General features: G+C 70.2%; 16 protein-coding genes. 8 read left to right on the top strand and 8 right to left on the bottom strand.

The features are described 5' to 3' along the window. The first annotated feature begins 19 nt into the window (after window positions 1-19). On the top strand, window positions 20-2,131 hold the full coding sequence (locus QTI68_RS17210; RefSeq protein WP_286522991.1) for a TonB-dependent receptor: 2,112 nt from the start codon (window positions 20-22) through the stop codon (window positions 2,129-2,131). Window positions 2,132-2,647: 516 nt separating this feature from the next. Then, window positions 2,648-3,604 (top strand): AEC family transporter, encoded by a 957-nt coding sequence (locus QTI68_RS17205; RefSeq protein ID WP_286522990.1) that lies wholly within the window; start codon window positions 2,648-2,650, stop codon window positions 3,602-3,604. Window positions 3,605-3,611: 7 nt separating this feature from the next. On the opposite strand, the gene pdxH is transcribed toward QTI68_RS17205, so the two are convergent. Further along, window positions 3,612-4,259: a pyridoxamine 5'-phosphate oxidase gene (gene pdxH / locus QTI68_RS17200; RefSeq protein ID WP_286522989.1), complete on the bottom strand. Its 648-nt coding sequence runs from the start codon at window positions 4,257-4,259 to the stop codon at window positions 3,612-3,614. Between the two features lie 41 nt (window positions 4,260-4,300). On the opposite strand from pdxH, the gene QTI68_RS17195 reads away from it, so the two are divergent. Next, window positions 4,301-4,870, top strand: a complete 570-nt coding sequence (locus tag QTI68_RS17195) for a nucleotidyltransferase family protein (protein WP_286522988.1) — start codon at window positions 4,301-4,303, stop codon at window positions 4,868-4,870. Here the strand turns inward: QTI68_RS17195 and QTI68_RS17190 are convergent. Together QTI68_RS17190 and QTI68_RS17185 are read right to left on the bottom strand one after the other, a co-directional pair. Continuing rightward, window positions 4,867-5,403: a superoxide dismutase family protein gene (locus QTI68_RS17190; RefSeq protein WP_286522986.1), complete on the bottom strand. Its 537-nt coding sequence runs from the start codon at window positions 5,401-5,403 to the stop codon at window positions 4,867-4,869. The two genes, QTI68_RS17195 and QTI68_RS17190, sit on opposite strands and share 4 nt — an antisense overlap. Before the next feature lie 7 nt (window positions 5,404-5,410). Next, the gene (locus QTI68_RS17185; RefSeq protein WP_286522984.1) at window positions 5,411-6,073 is read right to left on the bottom strand and encodes a gamma-glutamylcyclotransferase; all 663 of its coding nucleotides are present in this window, start codon (window positions 6,071-6,073) and stop codon (window positions 5,411-5,413) included. Between the two features lie 120 nt (window positions 6,074-6,193). Here QTI68_RS17185 and QTI68_RS17180 point away from each other — a divergent pair, with 120 nt between their 5' ends. From QTI68_RS17180 to QTI68_RS17160, 5 genes are all read left to right on the top strand, one after another. Further along, the gene (locus tag QTI68_RS17180) at window positions 6,194-6,733 is read left to right on the top strand and encodes an OmpA family protein (RefSeq protein WP_286522983.1); all 540 of its coding nucleotides are present in this window, start codon (window positions 6,194-6,196) and stop codon (window positions 6,731-6,733) included. Window positions 6,734-6,848: 115 nt separating this feature from the next. Beyond that, complete coding sequence (gene edd / locus QTI68_RS17175; RefSeq protein WP_286522981.1) at window positions 6,849-8,687, top strand: phosphogluconate dehydratase; 1,839 nt, start codon at window positions 6,849-6,851, stop codon at window positions 8,685-8,687. Continuing rightward, window positions 8,678-9,319, top strand: coding sequence for a bifunctional 4-hydroxy-2-oxoglutarate aldolase/2-dehydro-3-deoxy-phosphogluconate aldolase (gene eda, locus QTI68_RS17170; protein ID WP_286522979.1), 642 nt, complete (start codon window positions 8,678-8,680; stop codon window positions 9,317-9,319). Before edd ends, eda begins: the two co-directional genes overlap by 10 nt. A gap of 11 nt (window positions 9,320-9,330) precedes the next feature. Next, window positions 9,331-10,056: a haloacid dehalogenase type II gene (locus QTI68_RS17165; protein WP_286522977.1), complete on the top strand. Its 726-nt coding sequence runs from the start codon at window positions 9,331-9,333 to the stop codon at window positions 10,054-10,056. 92 nt (window positions 10,057-10,148) lie between these two features. Then, on the top strand, window positions 10,149-11,255 hold the full coding sequence (locus QTI68_RS17160; RefSeq protein ID WP_286522975.1) for a calcium:cation antiporter: 1,107 nt from the start codon (window positions 10,149-10,151) through the stop codon (window positions 11,253-11,255). A gap of 19 nt (window positions 11,256-11,274) precedes the next feature. Here the strand turns inward: QTI68_RS17160 and gloA are convergent, their stop codons facing one another. The 5 genes from gloA to QTI68_RS17135 all read right to left on the bottom strand — a co-directional run bounded on the left by gloA (window position 11,275) and on the right by QTI68_RS17135 (window position 15,914). Further along, on the bottom strand, window positions 11,275-11,709 hold the full coding sequence (gene gloA, locus QTI68_RS17155; RefSeq protein WP_286523201.1) for a lactoylglutathione lyase: 435 nt from the start codon (window positions 11,707-11,709) through the stop codon (window positions 11,275-11,277). 42 nt (window positions 11,710-11,751) lie between these two features. Then, entirely contained in the window at window positions 11,752-12,453 is a 702-nt protein-coding gene (locus QTI68_RS17150; RefSeq protein ID WP_286522973.1) for a glutathione S-transferase family protein, read from the bottom strand. Window positions 12,454-12,547: 94 nt separating this feature from the next. Next, the gene (locus tag QTI68_RS17145) at window positions 12,548-13,234 is read right to left on the bottom strand and encodes an ABC transporter ATP-binding protein (RefSeq protein ID WP_286522971.1); all 687 of its coding nucleotides are present in this window, start codon (window positions 13,232-13,234) and stop codon (window positions 12,548-12,550) included. Further along, window positions 13,231-14,823, bottom strand: coding sequence for an ABC transporter permease (locus QTI68_RS17140; RefSeq protein WP_286522970.1), 1,593 nt, complete (start codon window positions 14,821-14,823; stop codon window positions 13,231-13,233). Before QTI68_RS17140 ends, QTI68_RS17145 begins: the two co-directional genes overlap by 4 nt. A 41-nt stretch (window positions 14,824-14,864) precedes the next feature. Beyond that, window positions 14,865-15,914: an extracellular solute-binding protein gene (locus tag QTI68_RS17135; RefSeq protein ID WP_286522968.1), complete on the bottom strand. Its 1,050-nt coding sequence runs from the start codon at window positions 15,912-15,914 to the stop codon at window positions 14,865-14,867. Window positions 15,915-15,948: the final 34 nt, after the last annotated feature.

Genomic DNA, 15,948 nt, shown 5'->3' with positions numbered 1-15,948 from the left:
ATTCAACGAGTGTTCCTTCATGTCTATTCTTTTTCCACGCCACCGCGTCGGCGTCGCGGTGCTGTCCGTCTTGTCCTGCGCGTCCCCGGTTGCCTGGGCGCAGCCTGCGCCTGAGGCGCCTGCCGCCTCGCTCGGCGAGATCACCGTCACCGGCAACCCGTTGGGCGCCACCGACCTGATCGCGCCGACCACCTCGCTGTCGAACGAGGCGCTGCTGCTGCGCTCGCAGTCCACCCTCGGCGAGACGCTCAACGGCCTGCCGGGCGTCGGCAGCACCTATTTCGGCCCCAATGCCAGCCGGCCGACGATCCGCGGCCAGGACGGCGACCGCATCCGCATCCTGCAGAACGGCGGCAGCGCGCCCGACGCCTCGGCGCTGAGCTACGACCACGCGGTGCCGGTCGATGCGCTGGTCACCGAGCGGCTCGAGGTGCTGCGCGGGCCGGCCGCGCTGCAATACGGTGGCAGCGCGGTCGGCGGCGTGGTCAACGTGATCGACAACCGCATCCCGACCGAGCCGATCGAGGGCTTCGGCGGCCGCGCCGACCTGGGCTACGCCACCGGCAACCGCGAGCAGTCCGGCGGCGTGCTGCTCGAGGGCGGCACCGACCGCTATGCGCTGCACGTCGATGCGTTCCGGCGCGATTCGAGCGACGTCTCGGTGCCGATCGAGCTGCCCTGCGCGAACCCGAAGCGCCCGGGTTTCGCACGCAAGATCTGCAACTCGGCCAACGAGGCCGACGGCGGCGCCTTCGGCGGCACGCTGTTCTTCGACCAGGGCTGGATCGGTGCCTCGGCCAGCACCTACCGCAGCAACTACGGCACGGTGGCCGAAGACGACGTCACGATCGGCATGCGGTCCGACCGCTACGCGCTCGAGGGTGAATGGCGGCCGGGCGGCTTTTTCAGCAGCGTGCATGCGAAGCTGAGCCGCACCGAGTACCGCCATACGGAGTACGAGGGCCCGGCGCCCGGCACCACCTTCACCAACGACAGCAACGACCTGCGGATCGAGGCGAGGCACCGCCCGATCGGCGGCTTCGAAGGCATGGTCGGCTTCACGAGCGAGAGCGGCCGCTTCTCGGCCAACGGCGAGGAGGCCTTTGCCCCGAACAGCCGCACCGAATCGAACGCCTTGTTCCTGCACGAGGAGTTCGGCACCTCGTGGGGCCGGCTGAGCTTCGGTGCCCGCACCGAGGAGGTCAAGGTGCGCTCGCTGGGTGATCCGTCCGACCCGGAGATCACGCGCTTTTTCGTTGGCGAGCGCGATTTCCGTCCGAGCAGCGCCGCTTTCGGCGGGCTGGTCAACCTGTCGCCGCAGTGGCAGCTGACCTCGAACCTGGCCTACACCGAACGGGCGCCCAAGGACTACGAACTGTTCGCCAACGGCCCGCACGTGGCGACCGCGGCCTGGGAGACCGGCGATCCGAACCTGAAGGTCGAGAAGTCGACCGGGCTGGACCTTGGCGCCCAATGGAAGTCGGGCGCCAACACGGCCAGGCTCAACGCCTACCTGACCCGCTTCAGCAACTACATCGGACTCAGTGCCACGGGCAATGTGCGCAGCGCGGACGGCGAGCTGAATCCGCCGCCGGTCGAGACGGCCGAGGGGCTGCTGTTCCCCGAGGTGTTCGCGGACTACGTCTATCACGGGGTGCGGGCGCGCTTCACTGGCCTCGAGGCCGGCGGCAACCTGCAACTGATCGGCGCCGATGGCTTCTCGCGGGCTGAGGACGGCGGCACGCTCGACCTCGAATGGCGCGGCGACCTGGTGCGGGCCACCAATACCGACACCGGGGAGCCGCTGCCGCGGATCGCGCCGTGGCGCGTCGGAAGCACGCTGGCCTACGGCCGCGGCCCGTGGACAGCGCGCCTGGGCTTCGACTACAACGCGGCGCAGAACCGCGTGCCACCGATGGGCGACCGCGCGACCGAGGCCTACACGCTGTGGAACGCGTCGCTCAGCTACAGGCAGCGGGTCCAGAGCGCCAACCTCACGTGGTATGCGCGGGTCGACAACATCGGGAACACGCTGGCCTACAGCGCGACTTCGATCCTGACGACGACGGTGTATCCGGCTGCGCCGCTGCCGGGGCGCAGCTTGAAGGTGGGGTTGAGGGCTACGTTCTAGGGGCGTTCGGTTCGACGGTTGGCCGGGGCGTCGGGGCGGCAGCGGCGGGCGGTACGCCCCGGGCCGGCCGACGTCACCGGCCGCTTCGCGGCTTCCCTGCGCTGCTCGCGACAGGCGGGGTCCGCGCAAACTCGCTCCACTGCGTTGCGCTCAAACACGCGCGGCCCTTTTTCCGCCTGCCGCTCCGCTGCTCGGCGGTGCCTCAACGGCCGGCCCGGGGCATACCGCCCACCACCGCTGGTACGTTGGGGTGGCATCGGCGTTGGAGACGTCGGGATGGCTTGAACACCCCCAAGCCCGGCAAGCGGTGCGGGGCGGGCGATCCCCTCTGCGCCGCTGAGCAGCGCAGCCTTTCGCGGATCAGGGCTCGCGACTGTTTGAGCCGAAGGCGAGTTTGAGCGAGACCCCGCGAAAGGCGAGCAGCGCAAGGAAGCCCGAAGGGCCGGCGCAGTGGGGTCGACAGGCCCGCACCGCTTGCCGGGCCCGCACCGAGGGTAGGCTATTCTCGAAAGCTCCATGAATGGTCTCGTCGTTTCCTCGCTGCTGCCCGTGGTCATCCTCATCGCGGTCGGCTGGCTGGCAGGGAGGATGCGCTGGATCCGGGGCGACTCGGTCAAGGACCTGTCGAACCTGGTGTTCCTGCTGCTGGCGCCGCCCCTGCTGTTCCGTTCGATGAGCACGGTGCGGATCGAGCAGCTGAGCCTGAAGCCGGTAGCGGCTTACTTCGTCGCCGCCGGCCTGATCTTCGCGGCCACGCTGGTCTGGCGCGGCTTCAATCGCACGGGCGTGGTGCTGGCGCTGGCCAACACCTACAGCAACACCGTGATGATCGGCATCGCGCTCGTCGGCCTGGCCTACGGCCCGCAGGGCATGGTGGTGCTGCTGACGCTGATCTCGCTGCACTCGCTGGTGCTGCTGACCAGCGCCACCGTGTTCCTCGAGCTCGCGCTGGCGCAGGAGGATGCGCAACGCATCGAGCCCGGCGGGGCAGGGCGGCGCTCGATGGCGCGGACCGTGCTGCGCGCCCTGCGCAACGCGATCGTCCATCCGGTGCAGGCACCGATCCTGCTGGGCTTGCTGTTCGCACAGACCGGGCTCGAGATTCCGGCCGCGATCGACAAGCCGATCGCCTTGCTCGGCCAGGCCTTCAGCCCGGTGGCGCTGATGCTGGTCGGCATCACGCTGGCGTTGACGCCGGTCGGTCAGCACTGGCGCACCGCGCTGCTCCATGCCTCGATCAAGAACCTGGTGCACCCGGCGCTGGTCGCGGCGTTCGGACTCGCCTTCGGCCTGCGCGGCCTGCCGCTGACCGTGATGGTGGTGGCGGCATCGCTGCCGATCGGCGCCAACGTGTTCCTGTTCGCGCAGCGCTACCGGACCTCGGAAGGATTGATCACCGCCAGCGTCGTGGTCTCGACCGTGATGGCGCTGGTCTCGCTGTCGATCGTGATGGCGCTCGCCGGGCGCCTTTGAAGCCGGCTCAGGGCGCCAGCCGCTCTCGCACCCAGGCGCCGCCCTCGGCGCGATAGCGCAGCCGGTCGTGCAGGCGGCTCTTGCGGCCCTGCCAGAATTCCCAGCGGTCGGGCACCAGCCGGAAGCCACCCCAGTGCGGCGGCCGTGGCGGGGACAGCAGGTGCTTCGCGGCCTGCACCGCGGCGTTCTTCACCAGCACGTCGCGGCCGCTGATGACCTCGCTCTGCGGGCTGGCCCAGGCGCCGATGCGGGAGTCGAACGGGCGGCTGGCGAAGTAGGCGTCGCTCTCGGCGTCGTCGACCTTGAAGACCCGGCCCTCGATGCGCACCACGCGCTCGAGTTCGACCCAGTGGAACTGCAGCGCCGCATAGGGGTTGCCGGCCAGCTCCTGGCCCTTGCGGCTCTGGTAGTTGGTGTACCAGACGATGCCGCGGGCGTCGTAGCCCTTGACCAGCACGATCCGGGTCGAGGGGCGCAGGTCGCCGCCCACCGTCGCCAAGGTCATCGCGTTGGGTTCGGGCACCTGGGCGTCGATGGCCTCGGCCAGCCAGCGCTCGAACTGGTCGAGCGGATCGGCAGCACTGCTGGTTTCGTCGAGCTCGGCGCGCTCGTAGCTCTTGCGCAGGGCGGCCAGTGATTCATTGGGAGAAGGCATGGCGCCATTGTTGCGCAAGCCAAGCGTGGATACTCCGTCGCATGACTCCTGCCGCCGAACCGCCCCCGCCGACCGTCATCGTGCTCGCCTCCGGCCGCGGCGAGCGCTTTCGTGCCGCCGGCGGCAGCGGCTACAAGCTGCAGGCCGCGCTGGCCGGGGCCACGGTGCTCGACCACACGCTGGCCGCGGTGCGCGCCAGCGGGCTGCCCTGGCATCTCGAGGATGTCGGCCACCCGGGCATGGGCGACTCGATCGCCGCCGCCGTGCGGGCCACGCCCGGCGCCGCGGGCTGGCTGATCCTGCCGGCCGACCTGCCGCTGGTGCAGCCCGCGACCTTGCAGGCCGTGGCATCGGCGCTCGCCGGGTCGGTGCAGGCGGCGCAGCCGCACTACCGGGGCCAGCGCGGCCATCCGGTGGGCTTCGCCGCCGGCTGCTTCGATGCGCTTTCGCGGCTGTCGGGAAACCAGGGCGCCGCCCCGGTGCTGCGCGCGCTCAAGGAGGCCGGGCAAGTGGCCGCCATCGAGGTCGACGACATCGGTGTCGTGACCGACATCGACACCCCCGAGGAACTCGCGCGCGCCGAGGCCTTGATGAAGGTGCGGCTCGGCTAGCTCCGGGCGATGATCCCGCAGGCGATCCGCGGGCCCGAATTGCCCGCCGGCTGCGTCGTGAAGTCGTCGCGGTCGCGGTGCACCACCAGCGCGCGGCCGATGATGTTGTTGGCCGCACCCTCGGTCATCGAGATGGTGTGGACGTCGACGCTGAAGCGGGCCACCCCGTTGGCGTCGGCCACCAGGCTGGGCAGTTCGCCTGCGTGGCTTCCCGGTGCGGCGAACTTGCCGTGGGTGCCGCCAGCCGGGTTGAAATGGCCGCCCGACGCATTGCCGTTGTCGCCGCAGTCGCCTTTCTCGTGGATGTGGAAACCATGCTCCGTGCCCGGCGCGAAGCCACGCACTTCGCCCTTCACGCGCACACCGTGTTCGAGCGCCGTGAAGCTCACCTTGCCCACGGTCGGGTTCGGCGTGATAGCGCCGGTCGGCGCCAGTTCGGCGGTCGCGCCGGCTTGGGGCCCCAGCGTGCCGCAGGCCGCGAGCAGGCTGGCCGCGGCCATGGCGATGGCAGGGGCGATGAGGCGAGGGCGCATGGTCGGACTACTCCTTGAATTTGTTGGTTGATGCCGAGCCCAGAGGGTATACCTGTGGCGCCGGTTCGGCGCTGTCGGCCGGGGCCGACAGCCGCGTCTGGGCCAGCTTGACCAGGCGCGCCAGCGCGGCATCGTGGATGGCATGGCGCCGCAGTTCGAGCAGGGTCTGCTCGGCATAGTCGAGCGAGCTGCCGTAGCGGCCCACCGCGTTGGCGAAGATATGGGCATAGCGCTCGTCGCTGAGCTCGCCGGTGAAATTGGGACTGCGCCGCGACAGCGTGAAGGCCAGCGCCCGGACCTTCGAATGCGGCGTCGAGCAGTCGAGCCAGCGCGGGTCGTACACCCCGGTGGGCATTTCGCGCAGCCAGAGCCGGCCGAGGGTCTCCAGCCCTTCGGCGGCCGGCACCCTGAACACCATGCCTCGGCAGCTGCCGCCCGAGAGCAGCCCGAACACCAGCCCCGGGTTCTCGACCGTGCCGCGATTGATCCGGCTCCACATCTTGAGCGCGCGGTGCCAGCCATGGACCCGGGCCGGATGTCTTTCGACGAAGCCGAAGTCGGGCCGCCAGATCAGCGAGCCGTAGCCGAACAGCCACAGGTCCTCGTGCCCGCCCCATTCGTCGATCACGCGATCGAGCATCGGCTTGGGGTCGCGCAGCGGCGTGGGCATGGGGTCCAGGCCGGGCGGCCCGGGGTCGCCGCCGGGGGGCCGGGCAGCGACGCCTACAATTTGGCGGTCATGGTTCACCGCACCATTATTTACCGACCCCTCAACTACGGAGCACCGCCCATGTCTGCCCACAGCGACGACGAGAGCCAGCAGAACTTCATCCTCGCCTTCGTGCTCGGCCTGATCGCCCTGGTGATCCTGTTCGTGATCGGCATCGTGCTCTATACCCGGGGCCATGCGGCGGGCCCGACGGCCGCACCGGCGGCCGCTGCCGCGCCGGCGACCACGCTGGCGGTGGTCACCGAGACGGTCACGGTCGTGATTCCTGACGGCGCCAGCATCCGCGTCGTCGGCGGTGTCGTGAACTTCTATTTCGCTACAGCCAGCGCCGACCTGGCGCCGGGCGCGGCAGAGGCCCTGGCGGTCGTGATCAAGGGGATCGAAAGCGGGCACAAGGCGGTCATTTCCGGCTTCCACGACACCACCGGCGACGCCGCCATCAACGAGGCCCTGGCGAAAAAGCGCGCCGAGATGGTGCGCGACGTGCTGACCGGCCTGGGCGTGCCGGCCGACAAGGTCGACCTGCAGAAGCCGGCCGTGACGGCCGGCAGCGGCAACAACGCCGAGGCGCGCCGGGTCGAGGTCAAGCTGCTCGACTGATGTCGCAGCGCGCCTCTCAGAAAAAGCCCGGCCTGTCCGGGCTTTTTCATGAGGGCTTGTTACCATGCTCTTCCGAGCCGCCCCACGCTGGCTCATCGGCAGAGCGACACAGCCCATGAACACCCATCCCACCGTCCGCGCTGTCACCGAGCGCATTCGTGCGCGCAGCCTGAGCCTGCGCAGCGCCTATCTTCAGGACGTGGCCGATACCCGCGGCCGCGACCGGGGCTCCGACCGGATGGGCTGCGCCAACGTGGCGCATGCCGTCGCCGGCATCCCGGCCAACGACAAATTCAGGGTGGTGAGCGAGCGCGCGCCCAATATCGGCATCGTCACCGCCTACAACGACATGCTCTCGGCCCACGCCCCGTACCAGGGCTATCCGGACATCGTCAAGCACGAGGCCCGCCGCCTCGGGGCCACGGCGCAGGTGGCGGGCGGCGTGCCGGCCATGTGCGACGGCGTCACCCAGGGCACGCCCGGCATGGAGCTGAGCCTGTTCAGCCGCGACGTGATCGCCATGGGCACCGCGGTGGCGCTCACGCACGACATGTTCGATGCCGCCCTGATGCTCGGCGTCTGCGACAAGATCGTGCCGGGCCTCCTGATCGGCGCGCTGCATTTCGGCCATCTGCCGACGGTCTTCGTGCCGGCCGGGCCGATGCCCTCGGGCCTGTCGAACACGGCCAAGTCCAAGGTCCGCGAACAGGCGGCGCAGGGCCTGGTGGGCCGCCAGGGCCTGCTCGACGCCGAGATGCAGGCCTACCACGCGCAAGGCACCTGCACCTTCTACGGCACCGCCAACAGCAACCAGATGCTGCTCGAGGCCATGGGCCTGCATGTGCCGGGTTCGGCCTTCATCCAGCCCGGCGACGCGATGCGCGAGGCGCTCACGCGCGAGGCGGTGCGCACGGTGCTGGGCCGGTCCTCGGACGCGGGCTTCGCGGTGCCGCCGATTGGCGAACTGGTGGACGAGCGCGTGATCGTCAACGCGATGGCGGCGCTGCTGGCCACCGGCGGCTCGACCAATCACCTGATCCACTGGGTGGCGGTGGCGCGTGCCGCCGGCATCCTGATCGACTGGAACGACTTCGCCGAACTGTCGGAGGTGGTGCCGCTGCTCACGCGGGTCTATCCGAACGGTACCGCCGACGTCAACGGCTTCCAGGAGGCGGGCGGCCCGGGCTTCGTCATCGGCGAACTGCTCGATGCCGGCCTGATGCATGCCGACGTGCTCAGCGTGCGCGCCGGAGGCATCCGCGAGTTCGCTGGCATCCCGGTGCTGGCCGGCACGCCCTCGGACGAGCGGCCGCTTACCTGGAAGTCGGCCGCGCCGTCCAAGGACGACACCATCGCCCGTCCGGTCTCGGCGCCGTTCAGCGCCACCGGTGGGCTCAAGCTGCTGCAGGGCAACCTGGGGCGCAGCGTGATCAAGATCTCGTCGGTGCCCGGCGACCGCCACGTGATCGAGGCGCCGGCCCGGGTCTTCGACTCGCAAGCCGCGCTGCAGCAGGCCTTCACGGCCGGCGAGCTCGAGCGCGACGTGGTGTGCGTGGTGCGCTGGCAGGGCCCGCAGGCCAACGGCATGCCCGAGCTGCACAAGCTCACGCCGCCGCTGTCGGTGCTGCAGGGCAAGGGCTTCCGGGTGGCGCTGGTGACCGACGGCCGCATGAGCGGCGCATCGGGCAAGGTGCCGGCGGCCATCCACGTCTCGCCCGAGGCCGCGGCTGGCGGCCCGCTGGCCAAGGTGCGCGACGGCGACCTGATCCGGCTCGACGGCGTGGCCGGCACCCTCACCGTGCTGCTGCCCGAGGACGAATGGGCGGCGCGAGAGATTTCGAAGATGCCCGACGAGGCACGCGCCGCCAACGGCCGCGGGCTGGGCCGCGACCTGTTCGCCGGCATGCGGCGCAATGCATTGACTGCTGAAGAAGGAGCCTGCTCATGGCTGTGAACGACAAGATTTCCGCGCTCGACGTGATGCGCGACGCCCCGGTGATTCCGGTCATCGTGCTGCACGACGTCAAGGACGCGGTGCCGCTGGCGCGCGCGCTGGTGGCCGGCGGCATCCGCATGCTCGAAGTGACCTTGCGCACGCGCGAGGCGCTCGAGTGCATCGAGCTGATCTCCAAGGAGGTGCCCGAGGCCGTCGCCGGCGCCGGCACCATCCGCAGCGCGGCCGATGCCCAGGCATCGGCGCTGGCCGGCGCGCGCTTCGGCGTCAGCCCGGGCTACACGCGGGCGGTCGGCAAGGCCTGCCACGACCTCGGCCTGCCGCTCCTGCCCGGCGTCGCGACCGGCAGCGAGATCATGATGGCCCAGGAAGACGGCCTGACCGAGCTGAAGTTCTTCCCGGCCGTGCAGGCCGGCGGCCTGGCGATGCTGAAGGCCTGGCAAGGGCCTTTCGGCGACGTCAAGTTCTGCCCCACGGGCGGCATCCACGCCGGCAATGCGCACGAGTTCCTTGCGCTCTCCAACGTGGCCTGCGTGGGCGGCTCCTGGATCGTGCCGACCGACGCCATCGCCGCCGGCGACTGGGGCCGCATCGAGTCGCTGGCGCGCGAGGCCTGCCAGCTGGCACGTTGAAGGACGGGGCCATGGGGGAGGTTCTGGACGGCAGCGAGCTGAAGGTCATCGCCTTCGATGTCTTCGGTACCGTGGTCGACTGGTATTCCGGCATTGCGGCGGAGGCCGAGCGCCTGCTGCCCGGTGTCGATGGCGGCGCCTTCGCGCTGGCCTGGCGCGCCGGCTACCAGCCGGCGATGAAGGGCGTGATGGAGCGGCTCGCGGCCGGCGAGGGCGGCTTCACCCTGCTCGACGAACTGCACATGGGCATCCTCGGCCAGGTGCTGCAGGACTTCGGCGTGGCCGAGCTCGACGCCGACACCAAGCGCGAACTCAACCGGGCCTGGCACCGGCTGCCGGCCTGGCCCGACGCGGTCGAGGGCCTGGCCAGGCTGAAGCGCAGATACACCATCTGCACGCTCTCCAACGGCAACATCGGCCTGCTCACCGAGATGGCCAAGCGCGCCGGGCTGCCATGGGACTGCGTGCTGTCGGCCGAGGTGTTCAAGGCCTACAAGCCCGATCCGCGCACTTACCTCGGCGTCGCGGCGGTGTTCGACGTCACGCCGGGGCAGGTGATGCTGGCGGCGGCGCACCACGACGACCTGGCGGCGGCGCGGGCCTGCGGACTGCGCACCGGCTACATCGAGCGGCCCCTGGAGTTCGGCCCCGGACGGCCGAAGGATGTCTCGCCGCAGCCCGACAACACGCTGCATGCGCGGGATATCGGGGCACTGGCGGATCTGCTGGGCTGCTGATCGCATCCGGCGCAGTCGGATCGCAAGATCGTTCAGATTTACAAGCGCGCGCCGTCCCGGTAAAAAGGCCCCGGTCCAGCCCGGAGCCCATCATGATCCTCATCGGACGTCTTGCTGTTGCGTGGACTACGGTGGCGCTGTTTCTCCTGTTCGGAGACGCGTGGCTTGCCGATCTCGCTTCGGGCTTGCGCGCCGCGCTGTTCTTTTTCTGGCTGTTCGTCACCATCCTGTGGTGCGCCTTCGGCGTCGTCGAACAGGCCGACCATCTGGCCGACATGCTCGGCGACCCGCTGGGCTCGCTGGTGCTCACGCTGTCGATCGTCATCATCGAGGTCGCGCTGATCGCCGCCGTGGCGATCGGCAGCGATGCCACCCCGACGCTGGGCCGCGACACGATGTTCGGCGTGCTGATGATCGCGCTGAACGGCGGCGTCGGACTGGCCCTGCTGCTGGGCGGGCTGCACCATCGCGAGCAGGCCTACAACCTGCAGGGCGCCGTCGCGTATCTCGCGGTGATCATCCCGCTGTCATCGGTCGCGCTCATCCTGCCCAACTTCACGCAAGCGGTTCCGGCCGGCAGCCTGACGGTCATCCAGGCGGCCTTCTTCTCTCTCTTCACCATCCTGCTGTATGCGATCTTCCTGCTGATCCAGACGCGCCGTCACCAGGAATTCTTCGTCGACGCGCAGGCCGGCAGGTCCGTGGGGGCCGGCGCAGGCATGCATGCCGGGCAGGGTCCATCCGCTGCCGTGATGGTCCGCCACACGGGGCTGCTGCTTGTCACCTTGCTGCCCATCGTGCTGCTGTCCGGGCGGCTCGCCACGCTCATCGACCACGGCACCGCAGCGCTAGCGGCGCCTTCGGCCCTGGGCGGCGTGCTCATTGCCGTCATCGTCTTCGCGCCGGAGGGAATCAGCGCGCTGGCCGCGGCGCGGGCGAATCAACTGCAGCGCTCGATCAACCTGTGCCTCGGCGCCGCGGCCTCCACCATCGGGCTCACCGTACCGGCGATCCTCATCATCGGCCTCGTGACGGGCAAGACCGTGATCCTGGGCCTGGATCCGACCGGCATGACCTTGCTGGCCCTCACGCTGATCCTGAGCACGCTCACGTTCTCAGGGCCGCGCACGACAGTCCTCGAAGGCGCCGTGCATCTGGTCGTGTTCCTCGTCTACGTGGTCCTGATCTTCAGTCCCTGACGCAGGCATCGGGGCTCGATCAGGCGCGCAGCGGATCGCTTTTGGCGTCTGATGGGCGGCTGCCTGCGGTTGATTCTCTCTGGATCAATTCGATCTTGTACCCATCCGGATCCGTCACGAACGCGATCACCGTCGAGCCGCCCTTGACCGGCCCGGCCTCTCGCGTGACATTGCCGCCGGCCGCCTTGATCTTCTCGCAGGCCGCGTAGGCGTCGGGCACGCCGAGCGCGATGTGGCCGTAGGCGGTGCCCATCTCGTAGCTTTCGGTGCCCCAGTTGTAAGTCAGCTCGATCTCGGCCTGGGCCGGGTTGCCTTCGTAGCCGACGAAAGCCAGGCTGTACTTGTACTCGGGATTCTCCGAAGTGCGCAGCAGCTGCATGCCCAGCACCTGGGTGTAGAAGTCGATCGAGCGCTGCAGGTTGCCGACGCGCAGCATGGTGTGGAGGAGTCGCATATCGGGGGGCGCGAAGAGTTGTCGTTCAGCCATTGTCGCGCTTCAGGCGCGCGCGGCGGTGCCGGCCAGCGTCAGCAGATGCGCTTCATGCCGGCGCAGGAAGCCCCGCAGGTGCTGCGCGTACTCGGGCACCACGGCGGCGCGCACGCTCGGTCGCGCCGTCAGTGCCGAGCGCCAGTCGCGCACCCGCGGCGTCGCATCGAAGACGCGCGAGGCGCTGATTTCGTCGAAGACGTCGAAATAGCGAAAGATCGGTGCGAAGACAGCATCGACCAAGCTGAAGCGTTCGCCCGCGAAGTGCGGGCCGTTCTTCAGCACCGCCTCGACGCGCTCGAACTTGGCTGCGAGCGCGCGGCGCTTCTGCTCGAACACGTCGGCATCGCGCGTGGTCTCGTAGCCCCACAGGTCGGCCAGGATTGCGGAGCCGAACTCCATCCAGGCCCGGTGCCCGGCACGCGCGAGTGGATCTTCGGGGTGCAGGCGCACGCCGGACTGCGTCTCTTCCAGGTACTCGCAGATCACATTGCTTTCGAACAGGATCGCTTCGCCGCCGCCCTCCCGCGGCACCCGCAGGAGGGGCACCTTGCCTAGCGGCGAAATGGCGGTGAACCAGTCCGGCCTGTCGGCCAGGTCGATGACGACGCGCTCGAAGGCGACGCCCTTTTCGTGCAGGACGATCGCGGCGCGCTGCACGTAGGGGCAGAGCAGGTGGCTGACCAGGGTGAGCGGCTTGAGGTGCGACATGAGGCTTTCTCTCTCTCGTTCGGCGTGGGTCGGGAAGCGGGATTCTTCCGCGCCGTGAAAACCTTGTCTAAAAAAGCCCTCTTGGCGTCTTCAGCTACCCGCGGCGGCTGGCGCCCCAGTCGGTCAGCCGCCCCTCGTGCATCACGCCGATGCAGTCGGCCATGGCCCGTGCCTCGGCTTCGTTGTGCGTCACCAGCACCGCGGTCTGGCCGGCGGCCTTGAGGATCTCGCGCACCTCGGCGGTCAGCCGCTCGCGGGTGGCGCCGTCGAGGTTCGAGAAAGGCTCGTCGAGCAGCAGCAGCGCCGGCTCGGGCGCCAGCGCACGGGCCAGTGCGATGCGCTGCTGCTGGCCGCCCGAGAGCTGGTGGGGATGGCGTTCGCCGGCATCCGGCAGGCCGACCAGCGCCAGCATCTTCGCGACGCGCCGATGCTGCTCGGCGTGGGGCAGGCGGCGCAGCCCGAAGGCCACGTTGCGCGCCGCGTCCAGGTGCGGAAACAGCGCGTACTCCTGGAACATCATGCCGACCCGGCGCCGCTCGGGCGGCAGGTGGACCTCGGGCGAGGACAAGGTGACGCCGCCCAGCCGGATGCGGCCGGCGCGCACCGGCTCGAAGCCGGCGATCGCCCGCAGCACCGTGGACTTGCCGCAGCCCGAAGGGCCGAGCAGGCAGCCGATGTCGCCGGCCTCGAGCGCCAGCGAGAAGTCCTCGACCACCGTGTGCAGCCCGCCTGGGCCTTCGTAGCCGAGGCGCAGCCCCTCGAGGGATAGCGCGGCGCTCATACAGTGGCCTCCGACAGCCCATGGCGCGCCAGCAGCACCACCGGCAGCAGTCCGGCGACCACGATCGCCAGCGCCGCGATCGCGCCTTCCTCGTAGGTGCCGCGCGCGGCCTCGGCGTAGAGCCGGGTGGCCAGCGTGTCGAAGTTGGCCGGGCGCAGCAGCAGGGTGGCCGGCAGCTCCTTCATCGCGTCGACGAACACCAGCAGCGCGCTGGCTGCGATCGCCGGCCGGAGCAGCGGAAGGTGGACCCGGCGCAAGGTGCCGCCGGTGTTTTCGCCGAGCAGGCGGGCGGCCTGCTCGAGTGCCGGCGGGATGCGCGCGAGACCGGCTTCGATGCCGCCCACCGGCATCGCCAGGAAGCGGATCGCGCAGGCCACCACCAGCACCACGCCGGCGCCCATCAGCGGCAGGCCCGGGTGGCCGATCAGCCCGGCCAGGGCGGCATCGGCGGCCAGCGCCGGGGTCAGCAGGCCGATCGCCAGCACGGTGCCTGGCACCGCATAGCCCAGCGTGGCGGCCCGGCCTTGCCAGCGTGCACCGTGGTGCGCCGAGCCTTGGGCCCGGACCGCCCAGGCGACCACCAGTCCGGCCGCCACCGCGACCACTGTGACGCCCGTCGCGACGCCGAGCGTGTTGACCAGGCTGTCGATCAACGCGCCGGAAATGCCGTTGCCCTGGCGCAGCCGCTTGACGGTCTCCCACACCAGATGGAGCGCGGGCGCCGCGAAGCCGACCAGCACCGGCAGCGCCGCGGCGGCGCTGGCCAGCCAGGCGGCCGTGCCGTGCAGGCGCCGCGGCTGGATGGCGCGCATGCGCTGGGCCGAGCCGAAGCGCTGGCGGCGCCGTCCGTGGCGCTCCAGCAGCACCAGCGCGATCACGACCAGCAGCATCGCCGACGCGATCTGCGCCGCGCCGGCGAGGTCGGAGCGCGTGATCCAGGTGGTGTAGACCGCGACCGTGAGGGTCCGGATGCCGAGGAATTCGGAGGCGCCGATGTCGTTGAGCGTCTCCAGCAGCGCCAGGCTGAGGCCGACCGCCAGCGCCGGGCGGGCCAGCGGCAGCGCGACGCGGAAGAAGGCACCGGCGCGGCTCTCGCCGAGCGAGCGGGCCGCCTCCATCAGGTGGGCCGGCTGGGTTATGAACATGGCGCGAGCGGTCATGTAGACGTAGGGGTAGAGCACGAAGCCGAGCACGAAGATGGCGCCCGGCATCGAGCGCAGGTCGGGCAGGCGGAACTGGCGCGGGCTGTCGAAACCCAGCAGCCAGCGCAGCGCGCCCTGCACCGGTCCGAGTGGGTGCAGCAGATCGAGATAGGCGAAGGCCACGATGTAGGTCGGCATCGCGAGCGGCAGCAGCAAGGCCCAGTGCAGCACGCCGCGGCCGGGGAAGTCGCAGGTGCTCACCAGCCAGGCACAGCCGGTGCCGATCAGCAGCACCAGCAGGCCGACGCCGGCCAGCAGCACGGCGGTGTCGAGCGCCGCCTGCGGCAGCACGTCGCGCACCAGCCGGGCCCAGTGGCCGAGGCCCGAACCGAAGGCCAGCCACAGCAGGCTCAGCACCGGCGCCAGCACGCCGAGCGCGATCGTCATCGAAGCGGTCCGCCAGACCGGGCCGACCGGCCGCAGCCGGGTCACTGGTCGAACGCGACCTTGTCGACCAGCGCGCTGGCCTGCTTTCGGTACTTGGCGATCTCGGCGACCGGCAGCGGATCGACCTTGAGCTCGCCGATGCTGCTGGCGATGATCGGATCGAGCGCGACGCCCTGGCGGACCGGGAATTCGTAGTTGGCTTCGGCGTAGAGCACCTGCGCCGGCGGCGAGACCAGGAACTCGAGCAGCTTGACCGCATTGGTGCGCTGCGGCGCGTGCTTCGCGACCGCGGCGCCGCTGATGTTGACGTGGGTGCCGCCGCCCTGGGCGAAGGTGGGCTTGACCACCTTGATCGCATCGCCCCACTTGCGGGCGTCCGTGCCTTCCTTGGCGCCCTTGAGCTGGCCGACGTAATAGGAGTTGGCCAAGCCGACGTCGCAGATGCCGCCGAGGATGTCGCGCGCCACGTCGCGGTCGCCGCCGGTGGCCTTGCGTCCCAGGTTGGCCTTGACGCCGCGCAGCCACTGCTCGGCCTTGGCTTCGCCGTCGTGGGCGATCATGGCCGACACCAGCGCCACGTTATAGGGATGCTGGCCCGAGCGGATGCAGACCTTGCCCTTGTACTTGGGGTTGGCGAGGTCCTCGTAGCGGAAGGCCGTGAGCGGCAGGCTCTTGTCCGCATACAACACGCGGGCCCGCAGCGACAGCGCGAACCACTGGCCGTCGCTGCCGCGCAGGTTCGATGGAATCGCCGTCTGGAGCGCAGCCGATTGCACCGGCTGGGTGACCCCGCCATCGACCAGGTCGACCAGGTTGCCGATGTCGACCGTCATCAGCACGTCGGCCGGCGAGCGCGCGCCTTCGGCCTTGACTCTTTCGAGCAGGCCGTCCTTCACGAAGACGGTGTTGACCTTGATGTCGTTCTGGGCACTGAAGGCCGCCAGCAGCGGCTGCACCAGGCCGGGCTCCCGCGTGGTGTAGAGCGTGACTTCGCCGGCAGCGTGCGCCGGCAGGGCGGCGGCCAGCAGGGTGAGGGCGGTCGCGCCCAGCGCGAGGGTCGCGCGGGCAGGCGCGCGAGGGCGTGCGGTCATGTGGCTTCTCCAGGGGGCAGTGACAAGGGGCACC

The sequence above is a fragment of the Variovorax sp. J31P207 genome, from assembly GCF_030316965.1.
GTDB classification, from domain to species: domain Bacteria; phylum Pseudomonadota; class Gammaproteobacteria; order Burkholderiales; family Burkholderiaceae_C; genus Variovorax; species Variovorax ginsengisoli_B.
Note: the sequence above shows the minus strand (reverse complement) of the source record. Positions and strands in the feature narration are given on the sequence as shown.

Coding starts and splice junctions, on each gene's coding strand:
- QTI68_RS17145 (WP_286522971.1), bottom strand. CDS start 13,234: ATGAGCGCCGCGCTATCCCTCGAGGGGCTGCGCCTCGGCTACGAAGGC.
- gloA (WP_286523201.1), bottom strand. CDS start 11,709: ATGCGACTCCTCCACACCATGCTGCGCGTCGGCAACCTGCAGCGCTCG.
- QTI68_RS17195 (WP_286522988.1), top strand. CDS start 4,301: ATGACTCCTGCCGCCGAACCGCCCCCGCCGACCGTCATCGTGCTCGCC.
- pdxH (WP_286522989.1), bottom strand. CDS start 4,259: ATGCCTTCTCCCAATGAATCACTGGCCGCCCTGCGCAAGAGCTACGAG.
- QTI68_RS17150 (WP_286522973.1), bottom strand. CDS start 12,453: ATGTCGCACCTCAAGCCGCTCACCCTGGTCAGCCACCTGCTCTGCCCC.
- QTI68_RS17160 (WP_286522975.1), top strand. CDS start 10,149: ATGATCCTCATCGGACGTCTTGCTGTTGCGTGGACTACGGTGGCGCTG.
- eda (WP_286522979.1), top strand. CDS start 8,678: ATGGCTGTGAACGACAAGATTTCCGCGCTCGACGTGATGCGCGACGCC.
- QTI68_RS17165 (WP_286522977.1), top strand. CDS start 9,331: ATGGGGGAGGTTCTGGACGGCAGCGAGCTGAAGGTCATCGCCTTCGAT.
- QTI68_RS17190 (WP_286522986.1), bottom strand. CDS start 5,403: ATGCGCCCTCGCCTCATCGCCCCTGCCATCGCCATGGCCGCGGCCAGC.
- QTI68_RS17185 (WP_286522984.1), bottom strand. CDS start 6,073: ATGCCCACGCCGCTGCGCGACCCCAAGCCGATGCTCGATCGCGTGATC.
- QTI68_RS17140 (WP_286522970.1), bottom strand. CDS start 14,823: ATGACGATCGCGCTCGGCGTGCTGGCGCCGGTGCTGAGCCTGCTGTGG.
- edd (WP_286522981.1), top strand. CDS start 6,849: ATGAACACCCATCCCACCGTCCGCGCTGTCACCGAGCGCATTCGTGCG.
- QTI68_RS17180 (WP_286522983.1), top strand. CDS start 6,194: ATGTCTGCCCACAGCGACGACGAGAGCCAGCAGAACTTCATCCTCGCC.
- QTI68_RS17205 (WP_286522990.1), top strand. CDS start 2,648: ATGAATGGTCTCGTCGTTTCCTCGCTGCTGCCCGTGGTCATCCTCATC.
- QTI68_RS17135 (WP_286522968.1), bottom strand. CDS start 15,914: ATGACCGCACGCCCTCGCGCGCCTGCCCGCGCGACCCTCGCGCTGGGC.
- QTI68_RS17210 (WP_286522991.1), top strand. CDS start 20: ATGTCTATTCTTTTTCCACGCCACCGCGTCGGCGTCGCGGTGCTGTCC.